This window comes from Chitinophagaceae bacterium (genome assembly GCA_016699815.1).
Taxonomy (GTDB): Bacteria; Bacteroidota; Bacteroidia; order Chitinophagales; family Chitinophagaceae; genus Ferruginibacter.
This window is the reverse complement of record CP065012.1, coordinates 90248-104557: the sequence shown is the minus strand read 5'-3', so window position 1 is coordinate 104557 and position 14310 is coordinate 90248. Positions and strand designations below refer to the sequence as shown.

At 37.9% G+C, this 14310-nt stretch carries 11 protein-coding genes; 3 read left to right on the top strand and 8 right to left on the bottom strand.

Translation table 11 applies throughout. The features are described from left to right. Positions 1-176 precede the first annotated feature (176 nt). A complete protein-coding gene (locus tag IPO46_00485; protein ID QQS63131.1) occupies positions 177-1370 on the top strand; it encodes a pyridoxal phosphate-dependent aminotransferase in 1194 nt (397 codons plus the stop codon). 624 nt (positions 1371-1994) lie between these two features. On the opposite strand, the gene IPO46_00480 is transcribed toward IPO46_00485, so the two are convergent. The 3 genes from IPO46_00480 to IPO46_00470 form a co-directional block, all read right to left on the bottom strand. Continuing rightward, positions 1995-3350: a pyridoxal-phosphate dependent enzyme gene (locus IPO46_00480; protein QQS63130.1), complete on the bottom strand. Its 1356-nt coding sequence runs from the start codon at positions 3348-3350 to the stop codon at positions 1995-1997. Between the two features lie 280 nt (positions 3351-3630). Then, entirely contained in the window at positions 3631-5223 is a 1593-nt protein-coding gene (locus IPO46_00475) for a S41 family peptidase (protein ID QQS63129.1), read from the bottom strand. Positions 5224-5284: 61 nt separating this feature from the next. Next, positions 5285-5755: a hypothetical protein gene (locus tag IPO46_00470; GenBank protein ID QQS63128.1), complete on the bottom strand. Its 471-nt coding sequence runs from the start codon at positions 5753-5755 to the stop codon at positions 5285-5287. Between the two features lie 320 nt (positions 5756-6075). Here IPO46_00470 and IPO46_00465 point away from each other — a divergent pair, with 320 nt between their 5' ends. Then, positions 6076-6645, top strand: coding sequence for a hypothetical protein (locus IPO46_00465; GenBank protein ID QQS63127.1), 570 nt, complete (start codon positions 6076-6078; stop codon positions 6643-6645). On the opposite strand, the gene IPO46_00460 is transcribed toward IPO46_00465, so the two are convergent. Beyond that, positions 6642-8870, bottom strand: coding sequence for an FUSC family protein (locus IPO46_00460; GenBank protein ID QQS63126.1), 2229 nt, complete (start codon positions 8868-8870; stop codon positions 6642-6644). The genes IPO46_00465 and IPO46_00460 overlap by 4 nt on opposite strands. A gap of 143 nt (positions 8871-9013) precedes the next feature. Here IPO46_00460 and IPO46_00455 point away from each other — a divergent pair, with 143 nt between their 5' ends. Then, complete coding sequence (locus IPO46_00455) at positions 9014-9277, top strand: hypothetical protein (protein ID QQS63125.1); 264 nt, start codon at positions 9014-9016, stop codon at positions 9275-9277. Between the two features lie 3 nt (positions 9278-9280). Here IPO46_00455 and IPO46_00450 read toward each other — a convergent pair whose 3' ends face one another. The 4 genes from IPO46_00450 to IPO46_00435 all read right to left on the bottom strand — a co-directional run bounded on the left by IPO46_00450 (position 9281) and on the right by IPO46_00435 (position 14292). Further along, positions 9281-10957, bottom strand: coding sequence for a PQQ-dependent sugar dehydrogenase (locus IPO46_00450; protein QQS63124.1), 1677 nt, complete (start codon positions 10955-10957; stop codon positions 9281-9283). Between the two features lie 95 nt (positions 10958-11052). Next, positions 11053-11496, bottom strand: a complete 444-nt coding sequence (locus IPO46_00445; GenBank protein QQS63123.1) for a DUF3276 family protein — start codon at positions 11494-11496, stop codon at positions 11053-11055. Between the two features lie 90 nt (positions 11497-11586). Next, positions 11587-13437 (bottom strand): ABC transporter ATP-binding protein, encoded by a 1851-nt coding sequence (locus IPO46_00440; protein QQS63122.1) that lies wholly within the window; start codon positions 13435-13437, stop codon positions 11587-11589. Positions 13438-13530: 93 nt separating this feature from the next. After that, positions 13531-14292: a succinate dehydrogenase/fumarate reductase iron-sulfur subunit gene (locus tag IPO46_00435; protein ID QQS63121.1), complete on the bottom strand. Its 762-nt coding sequence runs from the start codon at positions 14290-14292 to the stop codon at positions 13531-13533. Positions 14293-14310 lie beyond the last annotated feature (18 nt).

Genomic DNA, 14310 nt, shown 5'->3' with positions numbered 1-14310 from the left:
TTTTAAGTGTGCAAAGATAAGGGAAAATGGCATAGTTGGAAATTAGAGTTTTTGATTATTTGAAGGATATTACGTTATTATTCTTCAGCGATGATTGTACTCAGTAAAGCAATGGCTGCTCAATGCCTCTTCATTAATAATTCAGTTATTTTTGCAAATCAACCAAATAACCGGCAATGGCATTATCATCTTTACTCAGCAAATTTAATGAACCCGAAACCTTAAAAATGGCCAAACTGGGCAGGGAATTAAGGGCAAGTGGCATTGACGTTACTGACTTAAGCCTGGGTGAACCAGATTTTGATACACCCGATCATATTAAAAACGCCGCAAAAAAAGCAATTGACGATAATTTTAGCCATTATACACCGGTTGCAGGTTATGCTGACCTGAGGCGGGCAGTTTGCACTAAATTAAAAAGAGACAATAACCTGGATTACGGCCCGGAAAACATTTTGGTGAGCACTGGCGCCAAGCAAAGCATTGCCAATGCCGTTTTGGCCATAGCAGATGCAGGAGATGAAGTAATTATTCCCACACCTTTTTGGGTAACCTACAGCGAAATTGTAAAACTGGCCGGCGGCAAAGTTGTATTGGTAAAGTCCACTGTAAAAAATAATTTTAAAATTACAGCGCAGCAGTTAGAAGCAGCCATTACCGCTAAAACAAAGTTGTTCATGTTTTCATCGCCATGCAACCCATCTGGCGCTGTTTATTCAAAAGAAGAATTAAACGGGCTTGCAGAAGTATTTAAGCAACACCCGGCTATTTATATTTTAAGTGATGAAATATATGAACATATTAATTATATAGGAAAGCATGAAAGCATTGCCCAATTTGATTTTTTAAAGGAAAGGGTGATATTAATAAATGGATTGAGTAAAGCTTTTGCCATGACAGGCTGGAGGCTTGGCTATTTTGCAGCCAACACCGAAATTGTAAAAGCCTGCGATAAAATACAAGGACAATTTACCAGCGCCGCTTGCTCCATAACCCAAAGAGCAGCTATTGAAGCGCTCACCGGCAATTTGCAACCTACCCAACTAATGATTGAAGAATTTAGAAAAAGAAGGGCAAGGGTTATGGAACTGGTAAAAGATATCCCCGGCTTTATTTGTAATGAACCACCCGGCGCTTTTTACATTTTTCCCGATGTATCCTATTATTTTGGTAAAAAAACAAGTAAGGGCGAAACCATTGCCAATGCTGATGATTTATGTATGTACCTGCTTAATGAAGCACATGTAACTACTGTAAGCGGTAAAGGTTTTGGTGAACCTCATTGCATCAGGATATCATTTGCAAACAGCCTCGAAAATATTGAAAAAGGGTTTAAGAAAATTACTGGCGCACTTGCTCAATTAAGTTAATCTCCCTCATATTAAAATAAAAAAAACTCCTGCGGATAACAGAAGTTGAATAATTACTTACCAACTTTTTACACTCTGGGGTCGTTGGTCTTTTCAGTATATTTAGCGCAAAGCACTAAATGCTGAATGGGTTTCAAAGTATGATTTTTCAAAAGCATTACTGCTTAGGAACATGGATGGTTTTTGGTTTTCCTTAGAATTGGGATTAGGTTTTAGGACTATCTGGATTTTTGTTGGCTTTCAATAGGTAAAGGACTGGGTTTTCTTTGGATATATATTACAAAACGAAATTTAAAAAAAATAAGAAGTTGACTGATATTGGACCTGTTTTTCTTTGGATATTGGAAAAATCTTTGGCTTTTCAGGATTTTTGGGATTGATTGATATTTAATCGCTATCAATCAACTTCTGGTACAAAGATGCGGCAGTAAAAGATATTTTACAAGAGCACTATTGCCCATAATTTAGCAACTTATTTATACCGTTAGCATAGTAAATTAACTGCAAAATGCATTAGGAAGAATACGTAGAAATAAATCGTAAATTTTCGATAGAGCAAAAATGAGAAGAATAATTATTAATTGATAATCAATAACTAATACATTTTACCTAATCTTTTAATTTCTATTTGGAAAGGCTTTGAATAATATCGTATTTGGTTACAATATGGTAATTGCCGCTTTCATCTTTACTTAAAACTGCGCCATTTTCTTTATTAATGAAGGTACTCAGGCGCTCAACAGGAGTATCAAAAGCTACTTCGGGGTAAGGTTTTTCCATTACTGTATTTACAAGGGCATTTTTTACATCGCTATTTCCTAAAATTTTATTGAACAAGCCATTTTCAGAAATGGCGCCCACATTTTTTTCGCCATCAAATACCGGGATATTTTCAATATCGTATTTCTTCATGAGGTTAATAGCATCACTCACTTTTGCATTGGGCCCTATAGACATTGTTTTTTGCGAACCTCTGCCGCCTATTAAATCTTTAAAGGTTTTTACATCCAGGAAACCCCTTTCCAGCATCCACTCATCATTATAAATTTTACCTATATACCTGCTGCCATGGTCGTGAAAAATGCAAACTACCACATCGTCTTTCTTTAACTGGGCTTTAAGCTGAAACACGCCCTGGAGGCAGCTACCTGCGCTATAACCACAAAAAATGCCTTCGTCTTTTGCAATTTTGCGGGCCATTACGGCGCCATCTTTATCGGTAACTTTTGTAAATACATCTATATACTGCATTTCGTAATTTGCCGGCACAAAATCTTCTCCAAAACCTTCACTTATGTAGGGATACACTTCATTTTGATCTATTTCACCAGTTTCAAAATACTTTTTTAATAATGAGCCATAGCTATCAATAGCCCACACTTTAATATTGGGATTTTTTTCTTTCAAATATTTTGCTGTGCCCACAATGGTGCCACCGGTTCCCGTAGCCACAACCAAATGCGTAACTTTTCCTTCTGTTTGTTTCCAAATTTCCGGCCCGGTTTGCTCGTAATGCGCCAACCTATTGGCCAGGTTATCGTATTGGTTTACATACCAGGAGTTGGGCACTTCGGTAGCCAGCCTTTTAGAAACGGAATAGTAGGAGCGTGGATCTTCGGGCTCTACATTTGTAGGGCACACGATTACTTCTGCGCCTACGGCTTTTAAAATATCGGCCTTTTCTTTGGACTGCTTATCTGTTGTGGTAAAAATACATTTATAGCCTTTTACACATGCAGCCAGCGCAAGGCCCATGCCTGTATTGCCGCTTGTGCCTTCAATTATAGTTCCTCCGGGTTTAATTTTTCCTTCCTGCTCGGCTACTTCAAGCATTTTAAGCGCCATGCGGTCTTTAATGGAATTTCCGGGGTTAAAATATTCTACTTTTGCCAGTACGGTACAAGGCAGGTTTTTGGCTATTTTATTGAGCTTTATTAAAGGCGTATTTCCTATTGTTTCCAATATATTATTCATCCACATAGCAAGAAAAATTTTGGCAAAGGTAAATATTAAAACCCTTGCCAAAGGCGCTCTGCTGGAATATATTGTTTATATGTTGTGAAGAATTCAATAAAATGTAGCTTTTCTTCTACATTGTCTTTAGATGCCGTACTATTTTTTGCAAATGGGTTTGGGTTCATCTTTGCTTCATCTATTCCAATAGTTATTGAAATATCCAGTTCAAGTCCATGAACAATCTTTGAATTTAAAGTATTAAAAAATCTAGAAAAACCAGGGGCTATCTTTTAAAAGATAGCCTTTAGTTTTTTTGGATGAGTTCTAAAGCTTTTTGCACTTCCCCGTCTTTTTGGTTTTGTACAATAAAATACCCTTCTGTACGGTATAGTTGCCGGCCTACCAGCGCCTTTACGGATTTTTGTAAAAATTCTTTATCCTTACCAGTTAATAAACCAATGTCAATAGAATCTTTTTTTGCCATACTTACTAATAATTGCCAGCCTTCACCTGCATCATTAAACGAAGTGGCAAATTTTTCGGCTGTAGGGTATTGTTTCAGTAAATTGGGGTGAAGCAGGTAATACATGTATCCAAAATCATTTAAAGAACCTTTTATCCAAAGCCGGGCAATTTGAGGGCTTGCATGGGTGGTATCTGCTGCTATAAAAATATCGGGGCTTATGCCACCGCCACCATAAATAATTTTACCGGAAATGGTTTTAAATATTTGGGAGCTGTCAAATTTTATAGAATCAGCATTTACCATTTCGCCATGCATATAGCGCTTGTGAATATCATTGTAATATTCTTTTTCTCCAGAGGTATAAGGCTTTTGGATACTCCTTCCCACAGGTGTATAATACCGGGCAACGGTAAGCCTTAAAGCGCTGTTATCGCTTAAATTATATTGGTCTTGTACCAGGCCTTTTCCAAAACTTCTCCTGCCCACAATGATTGCCCTGTCCCAATCCTGTAAAGCGCCCAGTAATATTTCGCTGGCGCTTGCCGAGCCTTCATTGCTCAGTACTATAAGTTTTCCGATTTCAAACTGCCCGTTTCGGCGGCACCGGAATTCTTTTTTAGGAAAATGGGCGCCTTCGGTATAGGTAATTAATTTATCGCCGCTCAAAAATTCATCGGCAATTTCCACTGCTTCGTCAAGCACCCCGCCACCATTATCTCTTAAGTCCAAAATTAATTGCTGCAAGCCATGCGATTTTAATTTCATCAACGCTTCCATAAATTCCCGGTAGGTATTGGCGGTAAACTTATTGATACGGATAAAACCTACCGACTTATTCATCATATATGCGGCATCAATACTGTTTAAAGGGATTATATCCCTTACTATATTTTTTTGCAGAATTTTACCATTGCGCAAAAACTGGATGACAATGGTACTGCCTATTTTTCCTTTAATAAGGTTTCTTACCCTGTCGGCATTAGACTTTATGCCAGAAATGGTACTGTCGTTTGCTTTTATAATTTTATCGCCAACCAATAAGCCTGATTTAAATGCCGGGCCGTTGCTGAGTACATTAATTATATTCAGGGTATCGGCTATCATACTAAACTCAATACCTATCCCAAAAAAGCTACCGTTTATTTCTTCATTTACCTCCTGCAATTCATTTGCAGGTATAAAAGTAGAGTGGGGATCCAGTTTTGCAAGTATGGCTACAATAGCCGTATCGGCAAGCGGGTTGATGTCTTTATTGTCTACATACTTGTTTTGTATTAGGTCAAGCACTTCGTCAATTGGCCGTCTTTTTTCAAATTGAAAAAATTTCTTACCGGGCATAGTATCCCGTATTTTATATCCTAAAAAAATACCAGCAATTGCTGTAATGCTGAATAAAAGAGGAAGCCAAACCTGTAATTTTTTGTTTTGCATGCTTGATGTAAACGGGTTTTATTACCTGCGGCAAAGTTAAGTAAGCAAAATGAGAATTAAACTAAAGGCTTTGCATTTGTACACTGTAATCGTGTTGCAGGTCTTCATGCATTGCTGCTATGAGTTTGTTAATTTTTTTTAGCTGGCCAGAATATACATTTTGCAGTACCTGGCTTTTGGAAAAATCAATGGGTAAGGCTTTTAGTTGTTTGCATATAAATATTCGTACCTCAGTTTCAGTACCCGGCTTATCGCTATACCGGGTGAACTTATCGGCAGTACGCACAATTTTTCTTATTGTTTTTTTGGCAAAATAAATATTGGTAGTATTTACCTGTTTAAATAAATCTTGCAAAAATTCCCTTATGGACTGTATATACCCGGGCTCATCGCTGGCATCAAATAATAAATAGGTAAGCAACTCTTTATTTTCTTTTTTAAATTTGGATAGCTTGAGGCAATATTCCAACAGTTCTGCTTGTGTTTTATATGTCAGTTCTTCTTTTAATTCTTTTATGGTTGCTGCTTTCATACAGCAAATAAAATAAAAATTTCTGGCAGCAATAAAAAAAACCCTCTTTCGAAGGTTTTTTTGGCAGCATTGCTACTGCTTTTGGTTAAGTGTTTTATCAGAGATTAAGAACGGCCTTTTTAGGGCGGTCTTATACCGGTTATTAACAGTTAAAATGGTATTTTAGTATAGCGGATGTTGAGAAAATAAAAATATTGTTCTTTTATTCCTTCTTTTAGGAAAAGCCCTTCGTAAAACTACTTTCATCCACAGCATGTGGATTAATAAATTCACCATACCAATACTGCTGAAATTATATTGCAGAAAAATTGAAGAACGGCATGAAAAAATTTATGATCCTTTTATTTTGCTCTGCTGTAATTTTTTCTACAAAGGCACAATTGCTAAAAAATGTAATACCCGTAAATACCAGCTTCAACGATTCCCTTAACCGCATTGTAAATGCTTACCTGAATAATTACCGCCATATACAGGGTAAAATTTTTCAGGAGCAAAGCGATGTAGATATTTATTATTCCACACAATCTGTGCCTGGAGCCAGCGAGGCATTAATTTACCGTTTTCACTCTGTGGAAGACAGTACAGCAAGCTGGCAGGCAGTAATGTATAATGGGGATAATTATAAAGAAGCTGCTAAAGTGTATAAAAATACTTACAGGCTGGTAAATAAAAGCAGGCTCAATTTTGGAAATGGAAAGGCCGCAAGTTTTAATGGCACTTATACCGGGCCTTCAGAAGATTTGCGCTTTACATCATCTATATTATACACACAGGAAGAAAGCGGGCCATATCAATATTTTATTGCCAATATTGACCTGCTGAATAATTTTGGCAACTGGGAAGTAAGGCTAAGTCTAAACAAGAAAAAGGATGACAGGGAAAAATATTAGTGCATTATTTTCCGGCTTTGCCGGGTAATATCTTTTGACAATTCATAAATATGTGTAAACTGGTCGGTTACAGATTTTGTTTGTACCAGCAAATTTTTGGTTTCCGATTCCAGGTTACCTAAAGAAATTTCTTCTCTTCTTTTTTTAAGCAATCTATTCAAAATTTCATTTATGGCTTCAAATGGTTCTTCCCTTTCTTCTTTGGGGTTTTCTGTTTTTCCTTCTAGCATGGTCAAAGCAGCGCTAAAATTCCGTTCAGTGCTGTTTTTTACCGGTAACAAATCGGGTGAGCGAAACAAAGTTTTACTTAAGCGCATAAAATAAGAAAGTGTTGCAAGGTGTGATGTGAGCAAATATCCAAACACCACAAATTGGTGAAACTCTTTCATGCCTTTTTGAAACCTCCTGGGCTCCGATAGCATCCTGTTAAACGATCCGGAAACATTGGATAATGCGGTGAGCATTTGTTTGCGGGCAAGTTTCATTTCCTGGTTTGGTGGGGTTACCGTTTGTAAAGTAAAATAGGAGGCAACCGGGCCATAATAATTTTTGGCCGATTTTACCAAATCTTTCATATAACCGGCAATATTTTCATGCTCCCACTGAGGCAATAACATCAGGCTAAGTAAAAAAGCGATTACAGAACCTATTGCCGTATCCAGCATCCTATCAACCATTAATTCCTTTAAATGAGCAGGGTAAAGAAAGTAAAAAAAGAGGATGAGGTATGGAGTTAGTGTAATTACACTTACCAGGTACCTTATCCGTAAAAAAGAGTAACTGATGAGCATACACAAAACCATTATGCTGAAAAGGGCAATAGTATTTTCTACAAAAAATAAAATAAGCAGCCCAATGATAATACCTGCAAATGTACCAATCAACCTGTCTTTATTTCTTTGCTTGGTAAGGCTGTATGCCGGTTTAAGGATTACCACAATGGTGAGCAATATCCAGTAACTATGGCCGATATCAAACAAAGAAGATACAATATACCCAACCAGCAAAGCAATGGCTACTCTAAGCGAATGCCTGAAAATATTTGAACCCAGGTGGATATTATCAAAAAAATACCTGGCGCTAATGTCAATGGGGCTGCTAAAATTAATATGGTTTAAATCTTCTGTACGCTTTTTAATTTTTGTATCGAGCCGGGTGTAGAAATGCAGTTCATGAGTTTTTTGAGAAATATGTTTCAGGTTGTTTAAAATCCTTCCCAGGGCAAAAAAATCATCCACATTACCAGGCTGCATAAAATTTTTACGTAGCATTTCAAATTCCTGTACCAGATTTCCTATATTTTCAACCAGGTTAATTGTGGCATGTGATGTGGTGCCGCTTTTTACGGCAATGCCCATTAGCTCCAGCTCAGCAGAAATAGATTGGATTTGATCCCCGAATTTTGACAAAATACCGGTTTGTTCAAATTGTTTTTGCAACAATGCATAATCCTGGTAAGAGGTCATTATGCTTTCAAATAAATCAACGGTATCTGTATAAATTTTCACCAGGTTACGGCTTATGGCCGTACTTTCTTTAGTAAACTGCCGGGTAGAAAAAATAATATCGCTTAGCAGCTGCTGTTCTTCCTGTATTTTAATTTGTTGCTCCAGCAAATGGTTATAGATAGCCGTAAAATCAGGCTGTGGCTTATAAAATTCCCCACGGGTTTTAAAATACCCACCAATATGAACTATGAAATCACCTAGTGTTTGTTGCATAAGCCGGTACGGCCTCAGTATGTAAAGCATTAAACTAAAAAACATGTACCAAAGCGCACCGGCTACTATTAAAAGTGCCTGAATAATTTTTTCACTGTCTCCGGTACTGGAATCTAAGGATAGAACCATAATAATTAAGCCTGAAATACCTATGGAAGAAACCCTGGCTCCGTAAACACTAAACATGGAAAAAACAAAACCCAACACAAAAATAATGGCGCCTTGAACTACTGGGTGATAGCCTGAAAAACTCATTATTACAGACACTATGCCTACTATGAATACATTCACCAGCATCCCGTTCCGGCGTAAATGTACCGGCCCGGGAATATCGGCAATGCTGGAACATAATGCACCTAACGACAACAAAATGCCAACTTCTAATTTGCCAAAAAAATTAAAAACCAGTGCCGGAACAAGTATGCCTACCGTCATTCGCAGGCCTTCGGAAAAAAAACGGCCGCTAAAAAAATTTTTATATGTATTTTGATCCGTTAATGCCATTAGTGCAAAATGCCGTTGCTGATAATTACGTCTAAGTTATTGTATTTAACTAAAAATAAATCTGCATCAGTGCATACTCATTGTATATTTGCAAAGTATTTTTTAATAACACAGTTTTTTAAAAAACGAATAATAACCCATCCATGTCAGCAGTTTGCAATTTTACCATACCCTTTGGCGGTAACGCCGATGAAGTTTTCACTAAAGCAAAAAATGTAGTAGAAAGCCAGGGCGGTATTTTTACCGGCGATGCCCATAGTGGCAATTTTACTATTGAAGTGTTTGGCAATAAAATTGCCGGGGATTATACCATGACAGGAAACGACCTAACCATAAATATTACAGATAAGCCTTTTTTTGTACCTTGTGCAACCATCGAAAGCATGTTAAAAAGTAAATTAGCTTAACTTTTACTTTACTATAATTTTTCTGTATTCATTGGTTTCGTTTCCAAAAAACCGGAGTAGGTAAACCCCTGCTGTGGATGCCGGTAGGCTTAAAATATTGATGCCTTCCTCATTTCTAAAATCTTTTTGAAAAAGCAACTTGCCATCGGCGCTTATCATTTGCATTTGTAATCCTTTTTTAGGCAGTTCAATGGTAATGCTGTTGTTAGAAACTATGGTGGGATAAACTTTTATTTCTGTAATAGTGCCACTAAGCATAACTACGGGAGAGTAAAATACAATGCCATTTTGTTCCACAATTTTTAAGCGGTAAAATACCGCCGCATTGTTTTGAAATTGGTGATTAAAGGTATAATCAATACTGCCGCTTGCCTCAACATTTCCTGCATTGCTGTAAGCAAGGTTATTGATGCTGTATTCTACTTCGTAATGATCAATATTAATTTCGGAAGATACCTTCCAGGAAATTTTATTAAAACCATTTTGTTTTGCGGCAGTAAAAGAATTTAAAATTACCGGCACAGCATTGGTAACAATTACCTTATACAATGTTCCCGAGGAACGGCGAACTGCATATAAGTTGCTCCCATCTGAACTTTCGCCAAAGCCGGCAATATTATTTAAAAGGCCTGTTTGCATAATCACAGGCTGATTGGGTTTTATTAACCAGAGGTTGGTTGAAATATAATCAACCGTAACATAATATCCATAAAGGGTAGGAAATTCCGATCCCCGGTACACATAACCGCCGGTAACAGAAAAGCCGCCTGTGGTATTGTTGTGGGTGTATTCAAAAATAGGGTCGGTATAAGTTGCAGTACAACCGGAAAAATCAAAATTGTGCATCCCTTCCCTGCACCGCCAGCCGTAATTTACAGCTGCTGCAGATGCTGCTGTAATATGGTTTACTTCTTCATAATTTCCCTGGCCTACATCGGCTATCCAAAAATCGCCATTGAGCCTGTCAAAACTCCAGCGCCAGGGGTTGCGTAAACCCATATTATAAATTTCGTCGGCAATACCATCACCAGGTGTAAGAAAAGGGTTATCGGCTGGTATTGCATAAAATGGTGCCGAAGTTGCAAATCCATTTACATTTATACGAAGCATTTTTCCAAAAAGTGAATTGGGGTTTTGGGCAAGGTTACCAGGGTCGCCACCGCTGCCACTGTCACCGGTTCCCAGGTAAAGCATACCATCGGTACCAAAAATAAGTTTGCCGCCATTATGGTTGGTATAGCTTACCGGTTTTACAAGCGTAAGCAAAACCTGTGCTGTTGCCGGGTCGCCAATGAGTGGATCCAGCAAATTACGCCTGTAGCGGGCCAAGGTGGGGTTACCGCTAGAGTTGGTATACAGCACAAAAAAATATCCGTTGCTTGCGTATTGTGGATGAAAAGCAACACTTAATAATCCTTGTTCTCCACCAGGGGATGCAGGCAATACGGAAGAAATATTAATATAATTAGAAAGTACTGTACCGTTCCAGCGGCGAATAATTCCTCCTTGCTGCACAATAAATAAATCACTACCACCTGCATTTACCACATCTACTGGTGAACTTAAACCGGTAGTGACAGTTTGGTAACCTATTTCAGGATATTGGCCTAATACAGCCGAAAAACTTAGTGAAATTAAAAGGCAGGAAATAATAGATAAAATGGTAGATTTTATTTGCATAGGAATTTTTTAGAGGAGTTGCTGCAATAACAATGCCTAAATAAAAAAACCTTCCTGTAAATAGAGAAGGTTTTAAAGTATATCTTATTTAATAATTACCATTTGTCCACATCTTCATGGGTAACCGGGCTGCCTGGCTCTTCCGGAGGAGTTGGCTGTGGATCTGCAACCGGTGGGGGAGCAGTAGCTGCTTCAGTTGTATCAGCTTTAACTTCTGGGGCTTGCTGACTATTTTCACCTTCATACGGGGTATCATGGTTAAAAGCATCAAAATCAAAATCGGGCATCAATTCGGTTTTTACAAAATCTACCGCTTCACCAAGACCTTTAACAAACTTGTTGAAATCTTCTTTGTATAAAAAGATTTTATGCCGGTCGTAGCCATCAGAGTCAAATTTTTTACGACTTTCTGTAATCGTTAAATAATAATCGTTGCCACGGGTTTCTCTTACATCAAAAAAATATGTTCTTCTTTTCCCGGCTTTAATACGTTTACTGTAAACACTTTCTACTTTTTTTTCGTTGTTTTCGTACGCCACTTTTTTTACTTTTAAATGAATAAAATGCTATTTTTTGAACCCGGCAAAGATAAAATTGTTTTTTTAATAGCAAAATTTATGAATTGGCTATTACGATAGGTTTTCAACATTATTTGCAGGTTTTTCATCTTCTTTTACTTGCTGATTACGATACATTTCGGCATAAATACCGTTTAAATTCATCAACTCTTTATGGTTCCCTGTTTCGGCAATTTTTCCGTTTTCCATTACAATTATTTTATCAAATTGAAAAAGGGAAAAAATTCTGTGGGTAATAATTATGGCGGTACGGTTTTGCAGGTAGCCGTATAAATTTCCCAAAATTTCTTTTTCCGTTGCGGTATCCACAGCGCTTAAGCAGTCGTCTAAAATTACCAACTCTGGTTTTTTGAGCAAAGCACGGGCAATAGAAATGCGTTGCTTTTGTCCGCCGCTTAAAGTTACGCCCCGTTCCCCAACAAGGGTTTCAAATTTAAGATGAAAACTGGCTATATCATTAAAAATACTTGCCTGCCTTGCAGCCTGGTACACCTCCTCATCACTTGCGCCGGCATTGGCAAACCGTATATTATTTTTTATGGTATCGCTAAATAAAAAAACTTCCTGCGGTACATAGCCAGCTTGGGTTCGCAGGGAAGCCAGGCTAATATCCCGTACATCGGTTCCTTCGTATTGAATGCTCCCTTTATTTACATCGTAAACCCTTAGCAGCAGGTGAGCCAGTGTGCTTTTCCCAGATCCTGTTCTGCCAACAATTGCAATTTTTTCGCCTTCTTTTACCGTTAAAGAAAAATGGTCAATTGCCTTAATGCCGGTTTGGGCATAGGTAAACGAAATATCGTTTATGTGGATATTTCCTTTAATAGATACCGGTGCTGCCCCGGCCCCATCTTTAATTGCCGTTTTAAAATCCAAAAATTCATTGATCCTTTTTTGAGAAGCTGCAGCCCGTTGGGTTATACTGGCCGTCCATCCTATGGCGCTCACCGGAAAAGCAAGCATTTGGATATACATTACAAACTCTGCAATTTTACCCACAGTTGCACCATTTACATTATTTACCACATCCAATGTTCCCACCATTATGGTTATTAACGTACTTAAGCCAATAAGCAGGGCAATTCCCGGAAAATAAATTGCTTCTGTTTTGGCAAGGCTTAATGCATTTTTCTTGTATTGTACGCTATTGGCAGTAAAAAACTGCAACATGGCTTTTTCCTGCACATAAGATTTTATTACCCTTATGCCGGAAAAAGATTCCTGGGCATCGGTAGTAAGGTTGCTCAATGAAGATTGTATTTTTTCGCTTTTTTTATCTATGATGCTATTCACAAAATAAATAATAAAAGCCAGGAGTGGAAGGGGAAAAAGTGCATACATTGTAAGTTTTGTATCTGCTTTAAGCATAAAAAAAATGCTAAAGCCTATTACCGCAATCAGGTTTATAAAATACATAATAGCCGGGCCCGTGTACATGCGTACCCTGCTTACATCTTCCGAAATTCTGTTCATAAGGTCGCCGGTGGCATGTTGCTTATAAAAGCCAGCATCCATTTGCTGGTAATGTGCATAGATATCGTTTTTTTGGTCAAACTCAATATGCCTGCTCATTACAATTAAAGTTTGCCTCATTAAAAACATAAAAAAACCGCTAATTAAAGCAAGCAATATCAACATGATGCCAGTAAATAAAATGCTTTGTGCAAAAGATAGTGCATTAAACCAATTGATTACATCTATTACTATCCAGTTGTAATTATCGTTTGTACCAGCAGTAGCGCCAGTATTGCGCAACATGGCCACTACTTTATTGAGGATATAACCGGTAAATTGCGGTGTAAGTATCCTAAAATAATTAGAGAGCAGGATGAACAATATACCTAATAATAATAGCCATTTGTATTTCCAAAAGTATTTATTAAGCGCAGAGAGTTGTTTCATCTTTTGCAAAAGTAAACCGAAAAGGCGGATGTGAAGGCAAAAAAAATCCTTTCCAAAAAGGAAAGGAAAATAAAATGCAAACAATATTTTTTACTACTCTGTGGTTAGGCCGGAAATAAGGTATTCCCTGTTCATACGGGCAATATTTAATACAGAAATGCCTTTAGGGCATTCTGCTTCGCAGGCATAAGTGTTGGTGCAATTGCCAAAGCCTTCTTTATCCATTTGTGCAACCATATTTAAAACCCTGGTTTTGCGTTCGGGTTCACCTTGCGGCAACAATGCCAGTTGTGAAACTTTAGCGCTTACAAACAACATTGCGCTACTATTTTTACAGGTTGCCACGCAGGCGCCGCAGCCAATACATGCAGCAGCATTAAAGGCATCATCGGCATTTTTTTTATCTACAGGTATTGAGTTGGCATCTACGGCATTGCCGGTATTTACGGAAATATATCCGCCTGCCTGAATAATGCGGTCAAAAGCAGTACGGTCTACCATTAAATCTTTAATTACGGGAAAAGCCTTGCTACGCCAGGGTTCCACAACAATGGTATCCCCATTTTTAAAGGCACGCATGTGCAACTGGCAGGTAGTATTTTTTTCCCAGGGCCCGTGTGGCTGGCCATCAATATACATGCTGCAGGCGCCGCAAATGCCTTCCCGGCAATCGTGGTCAAATGCAATGGGCTCTTTGCCTTCGGCAATCAATTGCTCATTGAGCACATCAAACATTTCCAAAAAACTCATTTCAGATGAAATGTTTTTTACCTGGAAGTTTTCAAAACTGCCTTTAGCATCACTGTTTTTTTGTTTCCATACTTTAAGTGTAAGGTCCATATTGTAGTGTTCCATATTTATAATTCTATAGTC

Bases quoted from the DNA above. Each gene is read 5' to 3' on its own strand.
- IPO46_00450 (QQS63124.1), bottom strand. From the start codon at position 10,957: ATGCAAATAAAATCTACCATTTTATCTATTATTTCCTGCCTTTTAATT.
- IPO46_00485 (QQS63131.1), top strand. From the start codon at position 177: ATGGCATTATCATCTTTACTCAGCAAATTTAATGAACCCGAAACCTTA.
- IPO46_00470 (QQS63128.1), bottom strand. From the start codon at position 5,755: ATGAAAGCAGCAACCATAAAAGAATTAAAAGAAGAACTGACATATAAA.
- IPO46_00435 (QQS63121.1), bottom strand. From the start codon at position 14,292: ATGGAACACTACAATATGGACCTTACACTTAAAGTATGGAAACAAAAA.
- IPO46_00455 (QQS63125.1), top strand. From the start codon at position 9,014: ATGTCAGCAGTTTGCAATTTTACCATACCCTTTGGCGGTAACGCCGAT.
- IPO46_00460 (QQS63126.1), bottom strand. From the start codon at position 8,870: ATGGCATTAACGGATCAAAATACATATAAAAATTTTTTTAGCGGCCGT.
- IPO46_00475 (QQS63129.1), bottom strand. From the start codon at position 5,223: ATGCAAAACAAAAAATTACAGGTTTGGCTTCCTCTTTTATTCAGCATT.
- IPO46_00465 (QQS63127.1), top strand. From the start codon at position 6,076: ATGAAAAAATTTATGATCCTTTTATTTTGCTCTGCTGTAATTTTTTCT.
- IPO46_00440 (QQS63122.1), bottom strand. From the start codon at position 13,437: ATGAAACAACTCTCTGCGCTTAATAAATACTTTTGGAAATACAAATGG.
- IPO46_00480 (QQS63130.1), bottom strand. From the start codon at position 3,350: ATGTGGATGAATAATATATTGGAAACAATAGGAAATACGCCTTTAATA.